18 protein-coding genes are annotated in these 22,791 nt (G+C 70.8%); 11 read left to right on the forward strand and 7 right to left on the reverse strand.

Features of this window, described 5'->3' with window-relative positions; genetic code table 11:
• Window positions 1-8: 8 nt before the first annotated feature.
• From ABZT04_RS08375 to ABZT04_RS08390, 4 genes are all read left to right on the forward strand, one after another.
• Window positions 9-893 (forward strand): NAD(P)-dependent oxidoreductase, encoded by an 885-nt coding sequence (locus ABZT04_RS08375; RefSeq protein ID WP_356054372.1) that lies wholly within the window; start codon window positions 9-11, stop codon window positions 891-893.
• Window positions 890-1,663 carry an SDR family oxidoreductase gene (locus tag ABZT04_RS08380; RefSeq protein ID WP_356054374.1) on the forward strand — a complete coding sequence of 258 codons (774 nt, stop codon included), beginning with the start codon at window positions 890-892 and terminating at the stop codon, window positions 1,661-1,663. The genes ABZT04_RS08375 and ABZT04_RS08380 overlap by 4 nt, the downstream gene beginning before the upstream one ends.
• Before the next feature lie 68 nt (window positions 1,664-1,731).
• A complete protein-coding gene (locus tag ABZT04_RS08385) occupies window positions 1,732-2,787 on the forward strand; it encodes an L-idonate 5-dehydrogenase (RefSeq protein ID WP_356054376.1) in 1,056 nt (351 codons plus the stop codon).
• A gap of 193 nt (window positions 2,788-2,980) precedes the next feature.
• Window positions 2,981-4,000 (forward strand): D-glycerate dehydrogenase, encoded by a 1,020-nt coding sequence (locus ABZT04_RS08390; protein ID WP_356054378.1) that lies wholly within the window; start codon window positions 2,981-2,983, stop codon window positions 3,998-4,000.
• A 142-nt stretch (window positions 4,001-4,142) separates the two neighbouring features.
• Here the strand turns inward: ABZT04_RS08390 and ABZT04_RS08395 are convergent, their stop codons facing one another.
• The 3 genes from ABZT04_RS08395 to ABZT04_RS08405 all read right to left on the reverse strand — a co-directional run bounded on the left by ABZT04_RS08395 (window position 4,143) and on the right by ABZT04_RS08405 (window position 6,134).
• Window positions 4,143-5,036: an aminoglycoside phosphotransferase family protein gene (locus ABZT04_RS08395; protein ID WP_356054380.1), complete on the reverse strand. Its 894-nt coding sequence runs from the start codon at window positions 5,034-5,036 to the stop codon at window positions 4,143-4,145.
• A gap of 130 nt (window positions 5,037-5,166) precedes the next feature.
• Window positions 5,167-5,532 (reverse strand): hypothetical protein, encoded by a 366-nt coding sequence (locus ABZT04_RS08400; RefSeq protein WP_356054382.1) that lies wholly within the window; start codon window positions 5,530-5,532, stop codon window positions 5,167-5,169.
• On the reverse strand, window positions 5,529-6,134 hold the full coding sequence (locus ABZT04_RS08405) for a DUF6232 family protein (protein ID WP_355913882.1): 606 nt from the start codon (window positions 6,132-6,134) through the stop codon (window positions 5,529-5,531). The genes ABZT04_RS08400 and ABZT04_RS08405 overlap by 4 nt, the downstream gene beginning before the upstream one ends.
• 223 nt (window positions 6,135-6,357) lie before the next feature.
• Here ABZT04_RS08405 and ABZT04_RS08410 point away from each other — a divergent pair, with 223 nt between their 5' ends.
• On the forward strand, window positions 6,358-6,645 hold the full coding sequence (locus tag ABZT04_RS08410; protein WP_356054385.1) for a hypothetical protein: 288 nt from the start codon (window positions 6,358-6,360) through the stop codon (window positions 6,643-6,645).
• Window positions 6,646-6,732: 87 nt separating this feature from the next.
• Here ABZT04_RS08410 and ABZT04_RS08415 read toward each other — a convergent pair whose 3' ends face one another.
• Entirely contained in the window at window positions 6,733-8,013 is a 1,281-nt protein-coding gene (locus ABZT04_RS08415) for a multidrug effflux MFS transporter (protein WP_356054387.1), read from the reverse strand.
• 103 nt (window positions 8,014-8,116) lie between these two features.
• Between ABZT04_RS08415 and ABZT04_RS08420 the strand changes: the two genes are divergently transcribed.
• Window positions 8,117-8,611 (forward strand): winged helix DNA-binding protein, encoded by a 495-nt coding sequence (locus tag ABZT04_RS08420; protein WP_356054389.1) that lies wholly within the window; start codon window positions 8,117-8,119, stop codon window positions 8,609-8,611.
• 18 nt (window positions 8,612-8,629) lie between these two features.
• Here ABZT04_RS08420 and ABZT04_RS08425 read toward each other — a convergent pair whose 3' ends face one another.
• Window positions 8,630-9,838, reverse strand: coding sequence for a cytochrome P450 (locus ABZT04_RS08425; RefSeq protein WP_356054391.1), 1,209 nt, complete (start codon window positions 9,836-9,838; stop codon window positions 8,630-8,632).
• A gap of 567 nt (window positions 9,839-10,405) precedes the next feature.
• On the opposite strand from ABZT04_RS08425, the gene ABZT04_RS08430 reads away from it, so the two are divergent.
• Both ABZT04_RS08430 and ABZT04_RS08435 read left to right on the forward strand, forming a co-directional pair.
• Window positions 10,406-12,949 (forward strand): SpoIIE family protein phosphatase, encoded by a 2,544-nt coding sequence (locus ABZT04_RS08430; RefSeq protein ID WP_356054393.1) that lies wholly within the window; start codon window positions 10,406-10,408, stop codon window positions 12,947-12,949.
• Window positions 12,950-13,025: 76 nt separating this feature from the next.
• A complete protein-coding gene (locus tag ABZT04_RS08435) occupies window positions 13,026-15,752 on the forward strand; it encodes a SpoIIE family protein phosphatase (RefSeq protein ID WP_356054395.1) in 2,727 nt (908 codons plus the stop codon).
• A gap of 40 nt (window positions 15,753-15,792) precedes the next feature.
• Here the strand turns inward: ABZT04_RS08435 and ABZT04_RS08440 are convergent, their stop codons facing one another.
• Together ABZT04_RS08440 and ABZT04_RS08445 are read right to left on the reverse strand one after the other, a co-directional pair.
• Window positions 15,793-17,280, reverse strand: a complete 1,488-nt coding sequence (locus ABZT04_RS08440) for an esterase (protein ID WP_356054397.1) — start codon at window positions 17,278-17,280, stop codon at window positions 15,793-15,795.
• 126 nt (window positions 17,281-17,406) lie between these two features.
• Window positions 17,407-19,242 carry a glycoside hydrolase family 15 protein gene (locus ABZT04_RS08445; protein ID WP_356054399.1) on the reverse strand — a complete coding sequence of 612 codons (1,836 nt, stop codon included), beginning with the start codon at window positions 19,240-19,242 and terminating at the stop codon, window positions 17,407-17,409.
• A 152-nt stretch (window positions 19,243-19,394) separates the two neighbouring features.
• Here ABZT04_RS08445 and ABZT04_RS08450 point away from each other — a divergent pair, with 152 nt between their 5' ends.
• The 3 genes from ABZT04_RS08450 (at window position 19,395) to ABZT04_RS08460 (ending at window position 22,782) form a co-directional block, all read left to right on the forward strand.
• Window positions 19,395-19,601 carry a hypothetical protein gene (locus ABZT04_RS08450; RefSeq protein ID WP_356054401.1) on the forward strand — a complete coding sequence of 69 codons (207 nt, stop codon included), beginning with the start codon at window positions 19,395-19,397 and terminating at the stop codon, window positions 19,599-19,601.
• A gap of 80 nt (window positions 19,602-19,681) precedes the next feature.
• Window positions 19,682-21,085: a Si-specific NAD(P)(+) transhydrogenase gene (sthA, locus tag ABZT04_RS08455; RefSeq protein ID WP_356054403.1), complete on the forward strand. Its 1,404-nt coding sequence runs from the start codon at window positions 19,682-19,684 to the stop codon at window positions 21,083-21,085.
• A 224-nt stretch (window positions 21,086-21,309) separates the two neighbouring features.
• Window positions 21,310-22,782, forward strand: coding sequence for an APC family permease (locus tag ABZT04_RS08460; protein ID WP_356054405.1), 1,473 nt, complete (start codon window positions 21,310-21,312; stop codon window positions 22,780-22,782).
• Window positions 22,783-22,791: the final 9 nt, after the last annotated feature.

Raw genomic sequence — 22,791 nt, forward strand, 5'->3', positions numbered from 1 at the left:
GAGGTTCGATGTCAGGACACATGGAGGTGGGTGTCGCCGGGCTCGGAGTCATGGGCTCCGCCATCGCCCGCCGACTGCTCGCACGCGAACGGGCGGTGCGCGTCTACGACATCCGCCCCGAGGCCGTCGCCGAACTCGCCCGGGACGGAGCCGAATCGGCACGGTCACCCGCCCTGCTCGCCGCCTCGGGCGTGGTGGTCCTCTCCCTCAACACCGCCGACATCGTGGAGCAGGTGGCCTTCGGACCGGGTGGGGTGCTGGCGTCCGCACCGGACGGAGTGCTCGTGATCGACATGTCGAGCATCGACCCGGGACGTACCCGCGAGTTCGCCGAGCGCGCCGCGAAGCTGGGCGCGGGCTGGGTCGACGCCCCGCTGTCGGGCGGCGTCCCGGGTGCCGAGCGCGGTGAGCTGACCCTGATGCTCGGCGGCGAGGAGGAGCACGTCGAGCGCGCGCTGCCCGTACTCGGCGCCCTGGCCTCCCGGCTGACGCACCTCGGCCCGCCCGGCGCCGGTCAGTTGGTGAAGTCCGTCAACCAGGTACTGGTCGGCTGCGGGTTCGCCGCCCTCGCCGAGGCGGCCGCACTGGTACGGGCGGCGGGACTGCCACCCCGGAAGGTGCTCACCGCGCTCGGCGGCGGCAGAGCCGATTCGGCGCTGCTCCAGGAGTTCTTCGTCAAGTTCGCCGAGGCGGACCTCTCCCCCACCGGGCGGGTCGGCAACATGGTCAAGGACCTGGAAGCCGCCCGCGACTACGCACGCTCGGCCGGTGTGCCGCTACCGGTCACCACCGCCGTCGCGGAACTGCACCGCTGGCTCACCGCGGCCGGACACGCGGACGCCGACAACGCGGCGCTGATGCACTACTACGCCCCTCTGGAGGTACGGCCGTGAAGGCTTCCGCCCTGTTCGACCTCAGCGGCCGCCGGGCCCTGGTCACCGGCTCCAGCAAAGGAATCGGAGCGGCCCTGGCCGCCGGCCTGGCGGAGGCGGGCGCCGAACTCGTCCTCAACGGCCGGGACACCGGGGCGCTGGAGCGTGCTCGGGAGGAGTTGGCCGAGCGCACCGGGGCGAAGGTGCACACGGCGGCCTTCGACGTCACCGACGAGAGCGCCGTACGCCGAGCGGTCCAGGAGATCGAGGACGGCATCGGTCCGCTGGACATCCTCGTCAACAACACCGGTGTACAGCACCGCGAGCCGATGCTGGAGGTCTCCGCGGCGACCTTCGAACGCGTTCTGCACACCAACCTCACCAGCGCCTTCCTGGTCGGCCGCACCGTCGCCGCCGGGATGGTCGCCCGCGGCCACGGGAAGATCGTCAACATCTGCTCCGTCCAGACCTGGCTGGCCCGGCCCGGCATCGCGGCCTACGCGGCGTCCAAGGGCGGCCTCGCCATGCTGACCCGCAGCATGTGCGCGGAATGGGCCGGATCGGGGCTCACCGTCAACGCCCTCGCCCCCGGCTACGTGGTCACCGAGCTGACCCGCCCGCTGGTGGAGGACCCCGCCTTCGACTCGTGGATCCGTGGCCGCACCCCGGCCGGGCGCTGGGCCTCGGTCGAGGACCTCGTCGGCACGCTGGTGTGGCTCGCGGCACCGGCGTCGGACTTCGTCAACGGCCAGGTGATCGCCGTGGACGGCGGACTCACCGCGGTCGTCTGACCCCACGTAACCAGCCGAAGAAGCCGAAGCAGCCGAAGCAACTGTTCGACAGAGAGCGGGACGAGGACATGAACTCAGGGACGATGCGGGCCGTGGTCGCGCACGGCGCCGGCGACCTGCGCCTGGAGGAACGACCGGTACCCGTGCCGGGCCCCGGCGAGATCGCGGTCGACATCAGATACGGCGGCATCTGCGGCTCCGACCTGCACTACTGGCGCCATGGAGCGGTCGGGGAGTTCCGGCTGCGCGAACCACTGGTGCTGGGACACGAGATCGTGGGCACGGTGCGCGAGGCAGGCCCCGGCACCCAGGCGCCACCGCCGGGCACGCCGGTGGCCGTGCATCCGCTGGCGTCCTGCGGCAGGTGCAGGCAGTGCCTGGCCGGGCGGCGCAACACGTGCCTCGACACCGGCTACCTCGGCAGCGCGGCCAGGAACCCCCACGTGCAGGGCGGCTTCGCGGACGTCCTCGTCGTACCCGCCGAACGCGTGCTTCCCCTGCCGAAGGGACTGGACCTGCGGCTGGCCGCGGTGGCCGAACCCGCCGCGGTCGCCTGGCACGCCGTACGGCAGGCCGGCGATGTCCGCGGCAAGCGGGTACTGGTCACCGGAGCCGGCCCCATCGGCTGCCTGGTGGTCGCGGCCCTGAGCGCCGCCGGCGCCGCCGAGATCACCGTGACCGACGTGCACGAGGCACCGCTGACCGTCGCCAAGCAGGTGGGCGCGACGTCGACCGTACGGGTCGGCTCCGGCCTCGACGGTCTTGACGAACTCGCCGCGGACATCGCCATCGAGTCCTCCGGCAACCCGGCGGGACTGCGCACGTGCATCTACGGCGTCGACCGGGGCGGCCTCGTGGTCGGCCTCGGCCTGCTGCCGCCCGGGGACACCCCAGTGGCCGCCAACGCCCTGATCACCCGGGAACTGCGACTCGTCGGCTCCTTCCGTTTCGACGACGAACTCACCGAGGTCCTACGGGCGCTGGCCGACGGCCGCCTCCCGGTCGGGCCGGTGGTCACGTCCGTACTGCCGGTACTCCAGACCCAACAGGCATTCGAGCTGGCGGCCGACCCGTCCCGCTCGTGCAAGGTGCTGCTCGATTTCGGCGATCAGAGGACGGCCTGAGCCGGCCGGACAGCCGACCCGGCCCGGCGGCGGCCCTGTATGCCCGGCCGTCTCGTCCGATCAAGCGCGGCCGTGAGCAGTCCTCGGAGGACCGCCACGGCTCCTCACGCATCAACTCCCCGGCTTTCATGGCCACTTCAACCCGCGGCCCCGGCTCGTCCCCTCACACCTCCCGCATCGAACGGAGCTCAGCATGGCCGGCGCACCAACCCGTCGCCCCCGCGTAGCGGTCAGCCGCACGGACCTGCCCGGAGACGGCGTCGGGCGCCTCGCCGCCTCCTTCGACATCACCGCGTGGCCGCACCCGCAACCGCCGTCCCCCGCCGAACTGGCCGCGCTCGTCGGCGGATGCGAGGGCCTGCTCGTCCTCGGCAGCGACTGGGTCGACGCGGCTCTGCTCGACGCGGCGGGGCCGACGCTGCGTGTCGTGGCTCTGGCGTCGATGGGTTACGACGGCGTCGACGTGGCGGTCGCCGCCGAACGCGGTGTCGTCGTCACCCACACTCCCGACGTGTTGGCGGACACCACCGCCGACGTGGCGATCGCGCTGATCCTGATGGCCCGGCGCCGGCTGCCCGCCGGCATGGACGCGCTGCGCCGGGGTGAATGGGGCGCCTTCCGCATGGACGCCTTCCTCGGCCTCGACGTCCACGACGCCACCCTCGGACTGATCGGCTACGGCCAGATCGCCCACGCCGTCGCCCGCAGGGCAGCCGGGTTCGGCATGCGGGTCCAGCATCACCACCCGCGGCGCCGGGAGGACGACGAGCTGTCCCGGTGGGTGCCGTTCGGCGAACTGCTGCGCACCAGCGACGTGGTGTCCGTGCACACGCCCCTGACGGAGGAGACCCGGGGCATGATCGGTGCGGAGCAACTCGCCCTGATGAAACCGACCGCGACCCTCGTCAACACCGGCCGAGGCGGAGTCGTAGACGAGGAAGCCCTGCTCACCGCACTGCGCCGAGGAGATCTGCACTCGGCGGGCCTGGACGTGATGACCGCCGAGCCGCGCACCGACCCGTCCGACCCCCTGCTCACCGAACCACATCTGGTCGTACTGCCACACGTGGGCTCGGCGACGGCGGCAACCCGCGCGACCATGGTGGAACTGGCCGCCGACAATATCGAGGCGGTCCTGCAAGGGCATCCGGCTCCTACTCCACTCCCGGGCACCATGGCATCCCCGGGCCTTCCCGTCCGGCTTGGGCGGTAGGACCGCCTGCCGAGGAGATGACGCGCCGGCTCATGTGAAGCCGCTCGAACCGGGCGGTGGAGCAGAGGACGAGCCAGGCCTCGGGCCCGGCCAGGTCCTGATGCGCGCCCATAGCCGGGAAAGCTGTCGATCTGTGCCGGCGTCAAAGCCCCTTCAGGACACGGTCAAGTGCGGACCGGCCCGCGGGCCCCCAGTTCGGCTTGCCGCCGGGCAGGCCACGGTCACCGTTCAGTCCCATCAACATCAGGAACAGGCTCTTCATCGCGGCCAGCCCGCGTGCCCGTCGCACCGCCGCCTCGTCCGCCTGTGCGTAGCTGTCGAAAAACCGTGCGGCGCCGCCCGCGGGGAGCAGCACCCAGGCGGCCGCAAGGTCCCACGCCGGGTCGCCGGCGAAGACCGCGCCGAAGTCGACGACACCCGCCAATGTCCCGTCCTCGACGACGACGTTGGCGGGATGCAAGTCGCCGTGCACCCACACCGGTGAGCCCTCATACCCCGGGGCCGCCACCGCCTCGTCCCAGACTTCGCGGATCTCGTCGGCGAGGTCGGCAGGGGCGACCTGGAAGAGGTGCTCGAAGCCGTCCGTGCAGTCCTTGGGGTGAGCGCCGAAGTCCGAAGGACGCGGTGCGTCGGAGGGCGCCTCCACGTGCAGCGCCCTGAGGAAGCCGGCCAGCGTCTCGGCGGCGTCGTCGCCGCGAGTGATCGAGCCGTGGTCGAGCGGAGTGCCCTCGACCCATGTCATGACGGTCCAGATCTTGGGAAAGCGCTCGGACGGCGCGCCGTCCCGCACGGGGACGGGAATCGGCAGCGGCAGGCGTGAGGCCAGAGTCGGCAGCCACCGGCGCTCCTTGAGCTGCGGATCGGGGCTCATGTCCATTCGCTGCATCCGGACGGCCAACTCGTCACCGAGGCGCCACATTTGATTGCCCCAGCCGCCCTCGACCTCGCGGATGGACAGCTTCGCCAGGTCCGGATGCTGTTCCCGAAGCAGATCGCGGACCAGATCCTCGCCGATCTCAATCTCGGATTCGATCATGCGTAGTCACGGTACTCGAGGTGGGCGGAGGCGACCTGGCTCTTTGGGCGATCCAACTCCCCGTGAAATCCCTGGACAGCCGGTGCGTCCAGGGCGCCGCGGACTGTGCGGGCGAGGGCTGTTCGGCCACCTACTGGCCGCCGAGGAGCCCCAGAATCCGGTTCACCGCCTCCAGCACCGGCTGGCCCACCGCGCCGACCGTCGCCGCGATCCCCGCGACAGCCATCAGCGCGCGGTGCTGCTCCTGCGGGGCGGTGGCCGGGTCCGTGGTGAGGGCCGGCAAGGAGTCGTCGATGGCCTGCGCGCTCGCGGCCGGGACCTGCTCACGCAGGGTCCCGACCAGTCGGCGAAGTTCCTCGACCGCGGCTTGGAGGGCGGGGTCGACGGGGAGCGGCCCGGCGGGTGTCTGGTGCTTGGCGATGCCGGTGTTCCCCGTACCGCCGTGCATGTTGACGTTGTCACCGAAGTAGAAGTTGTTGCCGCTCATGCCACTCATGCGTGTCCCACTCCCACGTTGCCCGTACCGCCGTACATGTTGACGTTGTCACCGAAGTAGTAGTTCGCCGGGTTGACCATGAGACGGTCCACCCTCACGTGGAACTCCGTCTCCGGGTGCTCGATCGCGTGAACGATGGAGCCCACCAGTTGATCGAGCTGTCGCGGGTCCGCGCTCGTCACCACGGCCATGGGCGGGCCGGACGTCTCCACGGCCAGGACGTACAGCGGCGCCGCCGTCAACACCTGCAGCCACTCCACCCCGCAGAAGATCAGCGCGGCCGTCGAGCCCAGCCACACCCACACGATGAGCGTGCCTGCCGTGTCCTGGCTGGCGATCCCGGTGATGCCGCCGAGGATGGTCAGTGCGAACGCCATCGACAGGATGATCCCGAGACGCTTCAGGAAGAGCCTCGTGGCCTCCCAGCGCTTCGGCATGAGCATGTACGTGTGCACCCGGGCGATGTTCGCCAGCGGGTACGAGGCCCCGCCGACCCACAACAGCCGCTTGCCGACCCGCAGGTCGATCGCGTGTAACGCCTGCGGCGGGGTGGCGGGCGGCGGCGGGATGTCCGGGAAGCCGGACACTTCGGTTCTCTCCACGAGTCCCCCTGAGATCACTGACAGGTGATCATTAACTACGTCAGGTGGCCATCTGTGCAAGTCGATATACGGGATCAACTGTGCTGCTTTCGTGGAGAGTTGACCGCAGCTGTCCAGATCGTTCGCCGACGGCGGGCACGGTTCACCAGGGGTCTCACCCGCTGGCGCAGCCGAACAAGTCGGTGGCGGCCGCCAGCGGCGACTCGCGTGAGATCATCCGTTCATGAGCGGCGACCTGGAAGTGAGTGCTCTGGCGATCAATGTCACGATCCCTCAAGCACTCCGCTGGACGGACACTCGACGCGGTGAAGCGTTCACGCTCACCACTCTCAACATCCGGCTTCTCCCGGACGGTCACCTCGCCGTGAAGGCCTATGGCCGCCCAGTCGGTGGCGGTCGGGGCGCGTACGTCTCGTTCCCCGTCCCGGACAAGCCCGAACTGGCGGCCCTGGTCGACGAAGCCGCCGGCCGCGCCGGGGAGTTGTGGGCCGCGCATCGCGGTCTCGGCTGAACCAATGATCGTTCCAACTGCGGGGCAGGCCGCCGACAGCCCGCAGTTCACCCCTGTGTCCAACAAGACCGGAAAACCTGCAGCCACCTACGACACCCCCGCCCCCGGCTCCCCTCCCCCTTCCCAAGGCCGCGCCAACCCCACCAGCGCAACCCCCGCCGCCCCGACCGCGACCAGCATGATCACCGCCATCGGCAGGGAACTGTCCTCCCCGAACAACCCCACCAGCGGTGCCGCGAGCGCGCCGAACAGGAACTGGAGGCCGCCGAGGAGGGCGGAGGCCGCGCCGGGGGCGTTGCGGCCGAGGGTCTGGCCGATGCTCAGGGTCGACGGGAAGACCAGGCCGATGCCGCCGGCCGTGACGAACAGTGTGATCCAGGTGCCCGCGAGGGTCTCCCCCACGGTCAGCACCAGCAGTACCTGGGCCAGCGCGCCGACCGCCGCGACGCCGACTCCGGCCACGAGGAGGTTGTTCAGGCGTGTGCGGCCGGCCAGTTGAGAGAAGGCCGCGCCGGCGAGCAGCATGGCGAAGGCGTTGGTCGCGAAGATGAGGGAGTACGTCGTCGCCGACACACCGTGCAGGTTCTCGAACACGAAGCTGGAGCCGCTGATGTAGGTGAACAGCGCCGCCGAGATGAAGGCGAGGACAAGGACGTATCCCATGAAGGTACGTTGACCCAGCAGCGCCCCCATGGCCCGGAAGGTACTCGCGATCCCGCCGGTGTGCCGACGCTCGGGCGGCAGGGACTCCGGGACCTTGCGGAGCACGGCCAGCAGCAACAGACCGCCTGTCACGGCCAGTACGACGAAGACCGCACGCCAGGTCGAGACGGCCAGGATCGCCCCGCCGAGCACCGGCGCGGCGACCGGTGCGACACCCATGATCTGCGAGAGCACCGCGAAGTAGCGGGGCAGTTCCGGCCCGTGGAAGCGGTCGGTCAGCACCGCGCGGGCCAGCACCATGCCGGCCGCGCCGGTCACACCCTGGAGGAACCGGGCGCCGGTGAGCACCCCGATGCCGGGGGCGAGGGCGCAGGCGAGGGAGAAGAACACGAACCCGGCCGTGCCGAGGAGCAGCAGCCGACGGCGTCCGAGGCCGTCGCTGAGCGGGCCTATCAACAGTTGTCCGACGACGAGTCCGGCCAGGAACGCGGTCATCGTCAGTTGTACGGCCGAGCTGCCGGCATCGAGCGTGCGCCCCAGGGCGGGGAAGCCGGGGACGTACATGTCGGTCGCGAACGGGGCGACCGCCGTGAGTGCGGCGAGGACGGCGACCAGGGCGACGGCTGCACCTCGCGAGGGGTCGGTGTTTTCGGCCGGGGCGGAGGCGCGCGCGGCGGTGGAGCGGGAGGGGGACGGCGATACCATGACCATAACGGTAACTGATGGTTCACCGGTTAACAATGACAAGATCGGTCAAGATCTGTAACGCCCGTGACGAGCCGGTCCAGGAAGCGAGAACACGAGCCCCATGTCACCCACCGCCGCCGAGGTCCACGCCCAGTGGGCCGAGCACAATCCCGGTCTCGACACCTCCCCCATGGAGCTGATCGGCCTGCTCAAGCACGCCACCGGTCTCCTCAACCGTGCGGTGGAGCCCCTCTACGCGGGCGCCGCGCTGACCGCTCCCGAGGTCGACATGCTGATCCCGCTGCGGCACGCCACCGACCCGGTGATCGCCCGCCGCCTCGCCGAGTGGCTCGGCCTGTCCCGCGCGGGCGTCAGCAAGGCCCTGGGCAAGCTGGAGAAGCGCGGCTTCATCGCCCGCACCCCGAACCCGGCCGACCGGCGGGCCGCGCTGGTGACCATCACACCGGCCGGGGCCAAGGCCGTGGACGACCTTTTCCCCCGCCAACTCGCCACCGAGGTAGCCCTGTTGGCGGGCCTGGGCGAGGACCGGGATCAGGTGCTGAGCGCGCTGGGGCGGTTGGTGGAGGTCATGGAGCGCCAAGTGGGTCGTGAATGAACGCCTCCTGACAGGGCGTCACCGAACCACTGGTGGACCACCTTGCCCCGCCCCGGCGTCCCAGAGCACATGGAGCGCCGGCGGCTTGCGGAACACCAGTCCGTGCGGGGCGGTCGGGTGGTCCGGGTCGAGGCACAGGTCGGGGAGGCGTTCGAGGAGGTGCTGGAGGGCGATACGGGTCTCCAGCCGGGCGAGGTGGGCGGCGAGGCAGTAGTGCGGGCCGTGGGCGAAGGCCAGTTGGAGGCGGGCGTTCTCGCGGCGGACGTCGAAGCGGTCGGGGTCGGGGAAGACGGCCGGGTCGCGATTGGCGCCGGTGAGGGAGACGGTGACCAGGTCGCCCTCGCGGATCGTGGCCGGGCCGAGGACCGTGTCCCGGGTGGCATAGCGGTCCACGACGGCGGCGCCTGGTTCCAGGCGCAGCGATTCCTCGATCGCACCGTCCAGCAGGCCCATGTCGGCCCGGACCAGGGCGAGTTGGTCGGGGTGCCGGAGCAGGTGCAGCAGGGCGTTGGTGATCATCGCTTCGGTGGTCTCTATGCCGCCGAACATCAACACCGCCGCGTTGGACGCGACTTCGGGCACCGACAGGTGTCCGGCGGCGGAGACGAGGAGTGAGGCGCCGCCCCGGTCGGCGACGGTGGCTTCGACGGCCGTCCGCAGTTGCGCGTACGCCGTGGTGCCGACGGCTCCCGCCTCGTGCCCGGCGGTGATGTCGGAGACCGAGCGCACGATGGCGTCGTACCAGGTGAGGACCGTGTCCGGGGTGGTGCCGGTCAGGCCGAGCGCCTCGGTCACGACGGCGACCGCGAGCGGGCCCGCGAAGGCGCGGCGCAGTTCGCCGGCGCCCGCCGGTCGCAGCGCGGTGACGAGCCGGTCGGTCTCCCGCTCGATGAACGAGGCGAAGCCGTCCCGTACTTCGCGCGGGCGGAAGGGTGCGGTGAAGGGGTCGCGGTGGCGGGCATGCTGGTCCCCGTCGAGGGAGAGCATGCTGGGGCCGACGACCTGGGCGGTGGAGAAGCGCGGGTCGTCCACGGTGAAGGTGGCCGCGTCCCGCATCACGCTCAGCGCGAGGTCGCGCCGGGTGACCAGCCAGCCGTCCAACTCCGGTAGCCAGGACACGGGTTCACGCTCGCGGAGGCGCGCGAGCCGTGGATGGGGGTCCTGGGCGAGTTCGGCGAGGGTGGTCCCGGCACCGAGCGGGAAGGAGGCGGCGGCGACCGTACTCATCGCGATCCATGACGGGGCAAGGGGAAACTGGCCATGACCGAGGCTAACAATCGCGCCGCGGGCCGGGCGCTCCGGGTCGATACACCTGGTGGTCCGGCCCGCCTCTGACCGCGGACCCCCACCGGCCTGTCACTACCGACGAGGGCAACAGACCGAATTCGCCCCGCGAGAGACGTAGTTTGCGCCATCCTGAACGCCACGGGACGAGGACCGACCACGGAAGCGCGGCGGGAGCCACCCCCCTGTTCCGACTGTCCACTCAGCGCGCCGATCCGAAAGAGCACCTCCCCTATGGCCACACCCTCGCCCGCCGTCGTCGCCTGACGCACGGGAAGCCCGCCGGGAGCGCGCGTCATGAGCCGCCGACACCGGACCGTAGACAGCATCCAGCACCCAGCACTCGACACCCACACTTGAGTCACTCTTGATCACTTCATCAGACACCGGCGGACCGGCGATACGCCTGTCCCTCCGGCCCATCGCGTCCGCCCAGGTGACCTGGGCCGCGTCCTGGCGCATTCTTGCTGTGTCACCCACCCGGCGTCACAGGGACGAGGTAGAGCCCCAATGACTGGGAGTGCCGAGCGCGAGAAGGGGACGCCCGGACGGCTCGCCGAGCTGCTCATCGATGCCTCGACGGAGGCGATCGAGGCGGCCGGCGGCCACTCGGGGGGCGTCTACCTGCGGTCCAGCACGCCCGGACTGCTGCGCCTCGCCGTGCTGGCGGGGCTGCCCGGGCCGCTGTTCCGCCCCTGGGGCAGGCTGCACGTCGACAGCAAGTTCCCCGTCGCGGACGCCCACCGGCTCGGCGTCCAGGTGGTCCTGCCGAACGCCACCGAGACCATGCGCCGCTACCCCCAGTTCGCGGCCGGCCTCCCCTTCCAGTTCGGATCCCTGTACGTGCCCGTCATCGGCGGGTCGACGACGTACGGCGTGCTGACCGTGCTGCGGCCCTCCGCCGCCGACGCCACCGAGGTGCTGTCCGGGGTGGACCGTATGACCCGACTGGCCGAAGAGCTGGGTACGGCGCTGCGCGACCTGGAGGACGAGCACAAGGACGAGGACGGGCCGTGTGTCGCCTGGGACGGCGAGCCGGTGTGCGTCCGGTCGGCGGCCACGCACAGACCCGAGGGCCGTATGGCGCGGTTCGTCTGGGATCCGGAGACGGCGGTGGTGAAGGGGGACGGCGCCCTGCCCGCCCTGCTGGGGGTGGACCCCGCGGAGTTCGCCGGTACCGCGCAGTCGATGGCGGACGCCCTGGCCCCGGGCGACACGTACCAGGTCATGGCGGCGCTGCGGGCAACGGCCGCCGGGAAGCCCCCGCCGCTCCCCCTGCGGGTGCGGGCGGCGGACGGCTCGACCAGGCTGCTGGACCTGTGGACACCCGCCCCCGGACCCGTCCCGGCCCGGGGCGGACATCCGGTCAGCGGTGTCGTCCTCGATCCGGGCGCCGCCTCGATGCCGGACAGCGCGGCCGATCTCCTCCCGGACGGCGTGTTCTGCCTGGACCGGCTGGGGCTGGTCACCTACGCCAATCCACGCGCCGCCCAGTTGCTGGGGCGGCCGCGCGAGGAACTGCTGGGCCGCCCGCTGTGGGAGGGCGTGCCCTGGCTGAACCAGATCGGCTGCGAGGACCAGCTCCGAAGCGCCCTGTTGTCCCTCGAATCCTCGCACTTCCACGTCCGGCGCCCGGAGGCGCGGGAGCAGCCGCAGGGGTCGTACGAGAGCGAATGGCTCGCGATGGCCGTGCATCCGGGCCAGGACGGTCTGACGTGCACCGTCGTCCCGTCGGCCCGGGTGGCGGGGCCGCCGCTCCCGCTGGTGCCCGTGGATGCCGACGAGCCCGACGCGTCGGCGAACGGTGTCACCTCGCTGGCTCCGGTGTACCGGCCGATCGTGCTCGCCATCGCGCTGACGGAGGCGGTCACGGCCCGCCAGGTGTCCGCGGTCGTCATGAAGGAGCTGCTGCCCGCGTTCGGCGGCCGAAGGCTGGCGATCTACCTGTTGCAGGAGCGCCATCTGACCCTGGCCTGGGAGACCGGGTTCCCGCAGGGGTTCCTCGCCCCGTTCGACGGAGTCGGCCTCGATGCCCGGCTGCCGGGGGTCGAGACCCTCACCACGGGACGCCCGCTGTTCTTCGACTCCATGCAGCAGCTCGCGGAGGCCTATCCGGGGATACCGCTGGACGCGGAGGTGGGGGCCCGCGCGTTCCTGCCGCTGATCGCGTCGGGCCGTCCGGTCGGCTCCGCCATCCTGGGCTTCGACCGGTCCCGCAGCTTCAGCACCGAGGAGCGCACGGTGCTCACCGCCCTCGCCGGGCTGATCGCCCACGCGATGGAGAAGGCCCAGCGCTACGACTCCGAGGCGGCCCTCGCCCGCGGCCTCCAGCAGGCCCTGCTCCCCCGCCGGCTGTCGGCCCACCCGCAGGTGGAGACCGCCGGCCGCTATCTGCCCGGCACCCAGGGCATGGAGGTGGGCGGCGACTGGTACGACGTCGTCGAGGCCGGCGACGGTCTGGCCCTGGTCATCGGCGACGTCCAGGGCCACGGCGTGCAGGCGGCCGCCACGATGGGTCAACTCCGCAGCGCGGTAAGGGCGTTCGCACTCGGCGACCGGCCGCCCGACGAGGTGATGAGCGGCACCAACCACCTCCTCATCGACCTCGATCCCGGCCAGTTCGCGAGCTGCTGCTATCTGCGGCTGGACCCGGCGAGCGGACTGGTCCGGGTCGCCCGGGCGGGGCATCCACCGCCGCTGATCCGTACCCCGGACGGCCGTACCCGGGTCTGGGACATCCCCGGAGGCGTCGTACTCGGGGTGGATCCGCACGCCCAGTACCCGGTGGCGGAGCTCCACCTGGAGCCCGACTCCATTCTGGCGCTCTACACGGACGGCCTCGTGGAGCGGCCCGGCGTCGACATAGACGACGGCATCGCCGCCCTGCGGGTGGCCCTCGCGAAGGCGGCCGGTCCCGCCGCACGGCCGGGCGGTCGTTCCCTCGCCGGGGTCGCCGACCGGCTCACCACGGCGGCCCGGCACGCGGCCGACCGCCCCGACGACATCGCGCTGCTGCTCGCGGCCCGGCGGGCCAAGCCCGGCCGGCACCCCTGATCCACGGGTCGGCCCCGGCCTGTCACCCGGTGTGACGCCCCTCGCCTCCTGAGGTCAGGCAGTGTAGACATGGCACATGGTCCGCCTGACGGGTCGGCCCCGGGCCCGGTCGACCCACCGCCCCGACACTCTGCGTGCACAGCGCCCGTACGACCGTGCCCGCCGGGCGCACGAGCACCGGCACCGGCGGTCCGGCCTCGGCGGCCGCAGCGTCGCCGGGCAGGTGTTCGTGCTGCAGGTGGTGATCGTGCTGCTGCTGGTCGTGTCGGCCGTGGTGGCGCAGGTCCTTCAGGTGCGGCACGACAGCACGCAGGAGGCCCGCAACCGGTCGGTTGCCGTCGCCGAGACCTTCGCCAACGCGCCGGGCACCGTCGCCGCGCTGCGCAGCCCCGACCCCACGGCGATCCTCCAGCCGCGCGCCGAGGCCGCGCGCAAGACGTCCAAGGTCGACTTCATCGTCGTGATGAACACCGACGGAATCCGCTACACCCACCCCAAGCCGGACCGCATCGGCAAGAAGTTCGTCGGGGACATCGCCCCCGCGCTGGCCGGGCACGTCGTCACCGAGGAGATCATCGGCACCATCGGGCCGCTGGTGCAGGCCGTGGTGCCGGTCCGTGGTCCGGGCGGCAAAGTCGTGGGCCTGGTCTCGGCCGGGGTGACGAAGGCGAACGTCGGCGGCACCGCCGACCAGCAGCTCCCGATCCTGCTGATCGCGGCGGGCGTGGCCCTCGCCCTGGCCACCGGCGGCACCGCCCTGGTCAGCAGACGCCTCCAGCACCAGACCCATGGCCTGGGCCCGCACGAGATGACCCGGATGTACGAGCACCACGACGCGGTGCTGCACGCCGTCCGGGAGGGCGTGATCATCGTCAGCGGCGAGGGCAGGCTGCTGCTCGCCAACGACGAGGCGCGCCAACTGCTCGACCTGCCCGAGAACGCCGAGGGACGGCTGATCCTCGACCTCGGGCTCGACAGCGAGATGACCGCCCTGCTGGCCTCCGCGCGGGTCGCGACGGACGAGGTGCACCGGGTCGGCGGCCGGCTCCTGGCCGTCAACCAGCGCCCCACCGACCTGGAGGGCGGCCCGCCCGGCAGCGTCACCACGCTGCGCGACTCCACGGAACTGCGCGCCCTCTCCGGCCGCGCCGAGGTCGCCCGCGAGCGCCTCAACATGCTCTACGACGCCGGAGTGGGCATCGGCACCAGCCTGGACGTCACCCGCACCGCCGAGGAACTCGCCGAGCTGGCCGTCCCCCGCTTCGCGGACTTCGTCACCGTCGACCTCTACGACGCCGTCCTCAGCGGCGAGGAGCCGCAGCCCGGGACCGAGCTGCGGCGCACCGCGTACAGCGGGGTCCGGGACGACGCCCCGCTCTACCCGGTGGGCAAGCAGATCCAGTTCGTACCGTCCGCCCCGCAGGCCCGCAGCCTCGACACCGGCGAGGCGGTCGTCGAACCCCGATTGGACGAAGCCCCCGGCTGGCTCACCCAGGACCCGGAGCGGACCGCGCAGGTCGTCGAGTACGGCATCCACTCGCTGATCACCGTGCCGCTGCGGGCCGGCGCGCTGATCCTCGGCGTGGTCAACTTCTGGCGCTCCGACAAGCCCGAGCCCTTCGACTCGGACGAGCTGGCTCTCGCCGAGGAACTCGTCGCCCGCGCCGCGGTGTCCATCGACAACGCCCGCCGCTACACCCGCGAACACGGCATGGCGGTGACCCTCCAGCGCAGTCTGCTGCCCCGCCGACTGCCCGAGCAGACCGCGCTCGAGGTCGCCTACCGCTATCTGCCGGCGAAGGCCGGGGTCGGCGGCGACTGGTTCGACGTCCTGCCGTTGTCCGGCGCCCGGGTCGCGATGGTCGTGGGGGACGTGGTGGGCCACGGTCTGCACGCGGCGGCCACCATGGGACGGCTGCGCACCGCGGTCCACAACTTCTCCGCGCTGGATCTGCCGCCGGACGAACTCCTCGGTCTGCTCGACGAGTTGGTCGGCCGGATCGACCAGGACGAGACGACCGAGGACAGTGGCGCCCCGGTCACCGGCGCGACTTGCCTCTACGCCATCTACGACCCGGTGACCCTGCGCTGCACCGTCGCCCGCGCCGGCCATCCGCCCCCGGCGCTGATCCGCCCGGACGGCACCGTCGAGTTCCCCGACGTCCCCGCCGGACCCCCGCTCGGCCTCGGCGGACTCCCTTTCGAGACGGCCGAGTTGGAGCTGGCCGAGGGCAGCCGGCTGGTCCTGTACACGGACGGGCTGGTCGAGGACCGGGACCGGGACATCGACGTGGGCCTGGAGATGCTGCGCACGGCCCTCACCCGGGCCGGCGACTCCCCCGAGGACACCTGCCGGGCCGTCCTCGACTCGGAGTTGTCGGTGCGGCCGAGCGACGACATCGCCCTGATCGTCGCCCGCACCCGCGCACTCGGCCCCGACCGGATCGCCGAGTGGCGGGTACCCTCCGACCCCGCGGCCGTCGCCGAGATGCGCGCCTCGGTCACCCGCCAACTCACCCACTGGGGCCTGGACGAGCTGACGTTCACCACCGAACTCATCCTCAGCGAACTGGTCACCAACGCCATCCGCTACGGCAACGACCCCGTCCGCGTACGCCTGTTGCACGACCGCACCCTGATCTGCGAGGTCTACGACGGCAGCACCACCTCGCCCCACCTCCGCTACGCGGCGATGACGGACGAGGGCGGACGGGGCCTGTTCCTGGTGGCCCAGCTCTCGGAGCGGTGGGGCACCAGGTACACACCGGCGGGCAAGGTGATCTGGGCCGAGCAGGGGCTGTGACGGCGGGAACGGGCCCGCACCGTCACTTCCCCGCTCTTCCCTACTCGTCGATCGCCGCCCCGAACGCCGCCGCCTTCGCCGCGCCGCCGAGGTCCGCCGCGCCGTACAGCGAAGAGCCGTCGGCGAGCAGGCCGTTCGGGCCGGCCGGGAGCAACCAGACGTAGCCGTCGCCGGAGTTCTCGCCCGGTGCGGAGGCGACCAGTTCGGAGCGGCCGTTGGCGTCCGTGTCGGCCAGGCGGACCTGGGCGCCCCAGGCGTCGTCCTGTTCGGCGGTGCCGGGGATGCCCGCGGTGTTCTGGTCGAAGGACTGGGCGCCGGTCGCGGTCACGCCCTCGCGCGAGCCGCGCAACAGCCAGACGGCGCCCGCGTCCTGGACGGTGCCGACGTCCTCGCCGGGCGCGCCCACGGCCACGTCCGCGAAGCCGTCGCCGTCGACATCGCCGACGGAGAGGTCGTTGCCCCAGGCGTCGCCGTGCTCCGAAGTGCCGGGCACGCCCGGGGAGTTCTGCGACCACCAGTCCGCGGGTCCGGCGGTGCCTTCCGAACTGCCGTAGTAGACGGCGATCTTGCCGCCGTCGTCGCCCTCCGCCTTGTCGTCGGCGCTGCTGAGCTGGCCGAGGACCAGGTCGTCGTAGCCGTCGCCGTTGATGTCGCCGGAGGCGGTGCCGAGGCCGCCGTTCAGGTCCTGACGGTATGTCAGGGAGGTCTCGCCGCCCGCGTAGAGGGCCGACCAGCCCTGCTGGTAGTCGTCGTCGGGGCTGTAGCCGGAGATGACCAGGTCGGCGTAGCCGTTGCGGTCGTAGTCACCGGTGGTGAGGTAGGCGGGCTGGAGGCGGTGGCCGCCGGGGTGGGTGGTCGTGTTCAGTGCGCCCATCGAGTGCAGGATGCCGGTGTGGTAGGTGAAGACCTGGGCGCCGTTGTTGTCGAGTACGGCCATCTCGTCGGTGTCGGTCGCGCCGGTGAAGCGGGCCGCCGCCACGGACTGCCCGAAGCGGGCGCCCGCCGTGGGGGTGGTGGAGGTGAAGGAGTCGTTCGTCTCGGCTCCCAGGCCGGCCTTGGAGCCGTACAGCACGGTGACACGGCCCGCGTCCTCGACGCTGCCCTCGTCCTCTCCGGGCGCGCCGATGATCGCGTCGTCGTAGCCGTCACCGTCCACGTCGCCGGTGGCGATCGCCTGGCCGAAGGAGTCATACGTCTCCGAGGTGCCGGGGACGCCGGGCGTGGACTGGCTGATGACGGCCGTACGGCCCTTGGGGACGGTGTTGTTGGTGGCGATGCCGTTCGGGGCGCCGTACTGCACGGTGACGTAGCCGGCGCCCTCCTTGCCGTCGACGGTGCCCGACGGCGCGCCGATCAGGACGTCGTTGTAGCCGTCCCCGTTGAAGTCGCTGTTGCGGTCGACGGCGCTGGTGCCGCCGGGGACGCCCGCGTAGCTGGCCGGTGCGGCGACGATGCCGGCGCCGGCCAGGAGCAGGAAGGTCGCGGACGCGACGGCGGCGGAGACCTTCTTGCGTGACACGTTCGTCATGGTGTGTTCCCCCGTGAGTCAAATTTGTTGCGGTCAGGGGGTTCGACACGAGACGTACGACGGGAGTTGTGGTGTCGCGGAGTGCTGTGACACCTCAGTGACGTTTGTTGCGCGACCCGGACGCGATCAGCCCAGCGCCCGGTCCAGGTTGAACGCGGCGCTGATCAGGGAGAGATGGGTGAACGCCTGCGGGAAGTTGCCCTGTTGCTCGCCGGTGCGGCCGATCTCCTCGGCGTACAGGCCGAGATGGTTGGCGTAGGTGAGCATCTTCTCGAAGGCGAGGCGGGCCTCGTCGACGCGGCCGGCGCGGACCATGGCCTCGACGTACCAGAAGGAGCAGATCGAGAACGTGCCCTCGTCGCCGCGCAGTCCGTCGGGGCTGGCCTGCGGGTTGTAGCGGTAGACGAGGGAGTCGGAGACCAGTTCCTCGGTCAACGCGTCCAGTGTGGACAGCCACTTGGGGTCGGTGGGTGCGATGAACTTCGCCAGCGGCATCATCAGCACGGCGGCGTCGAGGACCTCGCTTCCCTCGTACTGCACGAAGGCCTGGCGGGTCTCGGACCAGCCGCGGTCCATGATGCGGCGGTAGATGGTGTCGCGGCACTGGAGCCAGCGCGGCAGGTCGGCGGGCAGTCCGCGGCGGTTGGCGAGGCGGATCCCGCGCTCGATCGCGACCCAGCACATCAGCCGCGAGTAGAGGAAGTTCTTACGGCCACCACGCGTCTCCCAGACGCCCTCGTCGGGCTGGTCCCAGTGCTCGCAGACCCAGTCGACCAGGGCGCACACGTCGTCCCACTGGTCGCTGGAGATGGGCTCGGCCCATTTGTCGTAGAGGTAGATGGAGTCGATCAGGGCGCCGTAGATGTCGAGTTGGAGCTGGTCGGCGGCCGCGTTGCCGACCCGGACCGGGGCGGATCCCAAGTGCCCTTCGAGATGGGGGAGTTCGCGTTCGGCGAGTTCGCTGCGGCCGTCGATGCCGTACATGATCTGGAGCGGGCCCGACGGGTTGCCGTCGCCGGGGGTGATGTAGCGGGTCACGAACTGCATGAACGCCTTCGCCTCGCCGGTGAAGCCGAGGCGCAGCAGCGCGTAGACGCAGAAGGCGGCGTCGCGGATCCAGACGTAGCGGTAGTCCCAGTTGCGCTCGCCGCCGAGCTGTTCGGGGAGGCTGGTGGTGGGGGCGGCGACGATCGCTCCGGTGGGGGCGTAGGTCAGCAGCTTCAGGGTGAGGGCCGAGCGGTGGACCATCTCGCGCCAGCGGCCTCGGTAGCGGGACTGGGACAGCCAGCGCCGCCAGTAGGCGACGGTGCCGGCGAACTCGTCCTCGGCCTCCTGGCGTGCGCAGGGGCGGGGGCTCACCTCGCCGTCGACCTGGTCGAGGGCGAACACCTCGGACTCGCCCTCGTCGAGCTTGAAGTCGGCCCACACATCGACGCCGTCGCACTCCAGGGGCACGGTGGCGGTGAGCGCGAGGGACTTCTCGGCGGACTCGAAGAGGGCCACGTCGCCGATCATCCGCGCGGTGTGCGGGCTGGCGCCGTAGTCGAACCGCGGGGCGATGCGGGTCCGAAACGGGACCGTGCCGCGCACGCACAGCACGCGGCGGATCAGCCGGTGCCGGGCCGACTCGTCCGTCTCCCCGGTCACCGGCATGAAGTCCTGGACCTCGCCGACGCCGTCCTCGGTGAAGAACCTGGTGATCAGGACGTTGGTGTCGGGGAAGTAGAACTGCTTGGTGCGCGCGGGCACGGTCGCGGCCAGCTCGAAGGAGCCGCCGCGCTCCGCGTCCAGGATCGAGGCGAAGACGCTGGGGGCGTCGAAGGACGGGCAGCAGTACCAGTCGATCGTGCCGTTGCTGCCCACCAGCGCCACGCTCCGCAGATCGCCGATCAGTCCGTGCTCGGCGATGGGCAGATATCCGGGGCCGGTGGGTGTGTCCTGGTGGGGCGGGGTGTCGACCATCGCGGCAGCCTCCCTGGTTCGGGCCCGCGCGGGCCGGTTCCAGCTTAGGTTCACGTTCTCGTTCGGCCACTCTTCCGGATGCACACTGGAGACGGGCGGGGAATCGTGGGAGTGGGACCCACGGCACTTTCCGGCCGCCCGGAGGAGGCACCATGTCGAGAGCACAACCCCCCGACGGCACAGACGGCACCGAGCGCGCCACCCCGGACGCCCTGCTGCACGCCCGTACCGGTACCGAGGTGGCCCCGGAGGACGTGGTCCTGGCGACCGGCCGGGACGTCACGCCGAAGAACCTGGAGTGGGCTCGGCGGAAGATCGAGGCGGAGGGGCCTGCTGCCTTGGACAAACTGCTCCCCTAGCCGGTCCCCGGCCGTCTTGTGGGCATCCGGTTACCGGTTCGCCCTTTCGGAGGAGGTGCTCCGACTGACAGACTCCGGAGGTGCCCGACTTCGACATGCTTGTGATCGGTTCAGGACCGGGTGGCCAGAAGGCCGCCATCGCCGCGGCCAAGCTCGGCCGCCGGGTCGCCGTCGTCGACCGCCCCGACATGGTCGGCGGGGTCTCCATCCACACCGGGACCATCCCCTCCAAGACACTGCGCGAGGCGGTGCTCTATCTCACCGGCCTCACCCAGCGAGATCTGTACGGGCAGTCCTATCGCCTCAAGGACGACATCACCGTCGGCGACCTCACCGCCCGGACGCAGCACGTGGTCAACCGTGAAGTCGACGTCATCCGCAGCCAGTTGTCCCGCAACCAGGTCTCCCTGTTCGCCGGCACGGGTCGCTTCGTCGACCCGCACACCGTGGCCCTGACCGAAATCACCGGCCACGAACGGCTGTTGACGGCGGAGAACATCATCATCGCCACCGGTACGCGTCCCGCGCGGCCCGACACCGTCGAGTTCGACGGGCGGACCATCATGGACTCGGACAACGTCCTGGACCTGCCGAAGGTCCCGCGGTCCATGGTCATCGTCGGCGCGGGTGTCATCGGGATGGAGTACGCCTCCATGTTCGCGGCGCTCGGCAGCAAGATCACCGTGGTGGAGAAGCGGGCCGGCATGCTCGACTTCTGCGACCTGGAGATCATCGAGTCGCTCAAGTACCACCTGCGGGACCTCGCCGTGACCTTCCGCTTCGGGGAGACCGTGGCCGCCGTCGAGCGGCACGCCAACGGCACGCTGACCGTCCTGGAGAGCGGCAAGAAGATACCGGCCGACGCGGTGATGTACTCCGCCGGCCGGCAGGGGCTCACCGACGAACTCGACCTGGACAAGGCCGGGTTGTCCGCCGACCGGCGCGGCCGGATCGACGTCGACGAGAACTTCCGTACCGCGGTGCCGCACATCTACGCGGTCGGCGACGTCATCGGCTTCCCGGCACTGGCCGCGACCTCGATGGAACAGGGCCGCAGCGCCGCCTACCACGCCTGTGGCGAGCCGGTGCACCGGATCGACGACCGGCAGCCGATCGGCATCTACACCATCCCGGAGATCAGTTTCATCGGGAAGACCGAGGACCAACTCACCGAGGAGTGCGTGCCGTTCGAGGTAGGCATCTCCCGCTACCGCGAACTCGCGCGCGGCCAGATCATCGGCGACTCGCACGGCATGCTCAAGCTGCTGGTCTCCCCCACCGACCGCACCCTGCTCGGCGTGCACTGTTTCGGCACCGGCGCCACGGAGCTCATTCACATCGGCCAGTCGGTCATGGGCTGCGGTGGAACGGTCGACTATCTCGTGGACGCGGTCTTCAACTACCCGACGCTCGCGGAGTCTTACAAGGTCGCGGCCCTGGACGCGACCAACAAGCTGCGGCAGATCGACCGACTCGGCGACTGACCGTTCACAGGAGATTACTCACTGGTCAATCTTGAAAGGTCAAGAGGTACCGCTATCATCACACCCACACACGGTGTGACCGTCCGCCGACGCAGCGGTTGAACGGGTATCCACCATCCCCTTTTTGTTGACTCGACCGGCCGCTGACCCGAGGCCACCCCTCTCAGGTCCGGGGCCGGTTCGCTCAACCCCCCACGTCGTGCAAGACGGAAAGCAGCGCATCCATGAGCAACATCAGGGGCAGAGGGCTACAGGCCAACGCCCTCGGCACGTTCGACACCGTGGTGATGGCCGTGGCGGGCAGCGCCCCGGCGTACTCGCTGGCCGCGACCACCGCGGTCCTGGTCGGCGCGGTGGGGCTGGCCAGTCCGGCCGCCCTTCTCTACTGCGCGATCCCCATGCTGGGCATCGCTCTGGCCTTCAGCTACCTCGGCCGTATCGACGTGAACGCGGGCGCCAGTTACTCCTGGGTGGGGCGCACCCTGCATCCCTTTCTGGGGTTCATCAGCGGCTGGGCCCTGGTGGTCTCCGCGACCATCTTCATGGTCGCCGGTTCGCTGCCCGCCGGGTCGATGACACTGTCCCTGTTCGATCAGAGCCTCGCGGACAACACGGCGTTGTCGACGGTCGTCGGCGCCGCCTGGTTCGTGATCATGCTGCTCGTGGTGCTCGGCGGCGCCCGCCTCACGGTCCGCGCCCAACTCGTCATGTCCGGTGTGGAGTTGGGCATCCTGGCACTGTTCGCGGTGTTCGCCGTATTCCACTCCGACAACGCCCGCGCCTTCGACTGGTCCTGGCTGGGCTTCAGCCACTTCGACGGGGTGTCCGGCTTCGCGTCGGGCGCGCTCATCGCCGCGTTCTACTACTGGGGTTGGGACGTCACCAGCAACCTCAGCGAGGAGACCCGCAACAGCCGTCGCACGACCGGACTCGCGGGCCTGATCGGCGTCGGCATCGTCTTCCTGCTCTTCGAGGTGTTCACCATCGCGGTGAACATCATCCTGTCCTCGCGGCAGATCGAGAGCAACGACGCGAACGTACTGGCCGTGCTCGGCGACGAGTTGTGGCCCGGCTGGGGCGGCAAGTTGCTCATCGTGTCGGTGATGCTGTCCACCATCGCCACGCTGGAGACCACTCTCATCCAGGTCACGCGTTCGCTGTTCGCGATGGGCCGCGACCGTACGATGCCGGCCGCGCTGGGCAAGGTCCACCGCATCTGGAACACGCCCTGGGTGGCGATCACCGTGGTCGGCGGGGTGGCACTGGTGATGTTCATCGCCTCCAACGCGCTCGGTTCCGTGGGCGAGATCCTCTCCGACGCGATCTCGGCGATCGGTCTGCAGATCGCCGTGTACTACGGTCTGGCGGGCCTCGCGGTCGTCGTCGCGTACCGCAAGATGCTCTTCAAGTCCGCGGCGAACTTCCTCTTCGGCGGACTGTGGCCGCTGTTCGGCGCGCTGTTCATGTTCTGGATCTTCGTCGAGTCGCTCAGCAGTCTGAGCAACGCGGCGATCGCCATCGGCATCGGCGGGCTGGCCGTGGGTCTGGTCCCGATGTTCTGGTACTGGCGACAGGGCAGCGACTACTACCGTCCCGCACGGCTCGACGCCACCCACACCGTCGAGACGGACTACGTCCCCGACGACTTCGTGCCCGAACAGTCCCGGGTCCATCAGGGTCTCCCGACCGACTTCTGAGGGGCACCC

The organism is Streptomyces sp. NPDC005492 (assembly GCF_040605995.1).
GTDB lineage: Bacteria > Actinomycetota > Actinomycetes > Streptomycetales > Streptomycetaceae > Streptomyces.

Coding starts and splice junctions, on each gene's coding strand:
- ABZT04_RS08375 (WP_356054372.1), top strand. CDS start 9: ATGTCAGGACACATGGAGGTGGGTGTCGCCGGGCTCGGAGTCATGGGC.
- ABZT04_RS08385 (WP_356054376.1), top strand. CDS start 1,732: ATGAACTCAGGGACGATGCGGGCCGTGGTCGCGCACGGCGCCGGCGAC.
- ABZT04_RS08390 (WP_356054378.1), top strand. CDS start 2,981: ATGGCCGGCGCACCAACCCGTCGCCCCCGCGTAGCGGTCAGCCGCACG.
- ABZT04_RS08395 (WP_356054380.1), bottom strand. CDS start 5,036: ATGATCGAATCCGAGATTGAGATCGGCGAGGATCTGGTCCGCGATCTG.
- ABZT04_RS08400 (WP_356054382.1), bottom strand. CDS start 5,532: ATGAGTGGCATGAGCGGCAACAACTTCTACTTCGGTGACAACGTCAAC.
- ABZT04_RS08410 (WP_356054385.1), top strand. CDS start 6,358: ATGAGCGGCGACCTGGAAGTGAGTGCTCTGGCGATCAATGTCACGATC.
- ABZT04_RS08415 (WP_356054387.1), bottom strand. CDS start 8,013: ATGGTATCGCCGTCCCCCTCCCGCTCCACCGCCGCGCGCGCCTCCGCC.
- ABZT04_RS08420 (WP_356054389.1), top strand. CDS start 8,117: ATGTCACCCACCGCCGCCGAGGTCCACGCCCAGTGGGCCGAGCACAAT.
- ABZT04_RS08425 (WP_356054391.1), bottom strand. CDS start 9,838: ATGAGTACGGTCGCCGCCGCCTCCTTCCCGCTCGGTGCCGGGACCACC.
- ABZT04_RS08430 (WP_356054393.1), top strand. CDS start 10,406: ATGACTGGGAGTGCCGAGCGCGAGAAGGGGACGCCCGGACGGCTCGCC.
- ABZT04_RS08435 (WP_356054395.1), top strand. CDS start 13,026: ATGGTCCGCCTGACGGGTCGGCCCCGGGCCCGGTCGACCCACCGCCCC.
- ABZT04_RS08440 (WP_356054397.1), bottom strand. CDS start 17,280: ATGACGAACGTGTCACGCAAGAAGGTCTCCGCCGCCGTCGCGTCCGCG.
- ABZT04_RS08445 (WP_356054399.1), bottom strand. CDS start 19,242: ATGGTCGACACCCCGCCCCACCAGGACACACCCACCGGCCCCGGATAT.
- ABZT04_RS08450 (WP_356054401.1), top strand. CDS start 19,395: ATGTCGAGAGCACAACCCCCCGACGGCACAGACGGCACCGAGCGCGCC.
- ABZT04_RS08460 (WP_356054405.1), top strand. CDS start 21,310: ATGAGCAACATCAGGGGCAGAGGGCTACAGGCCAACGCCCTCGGCACG.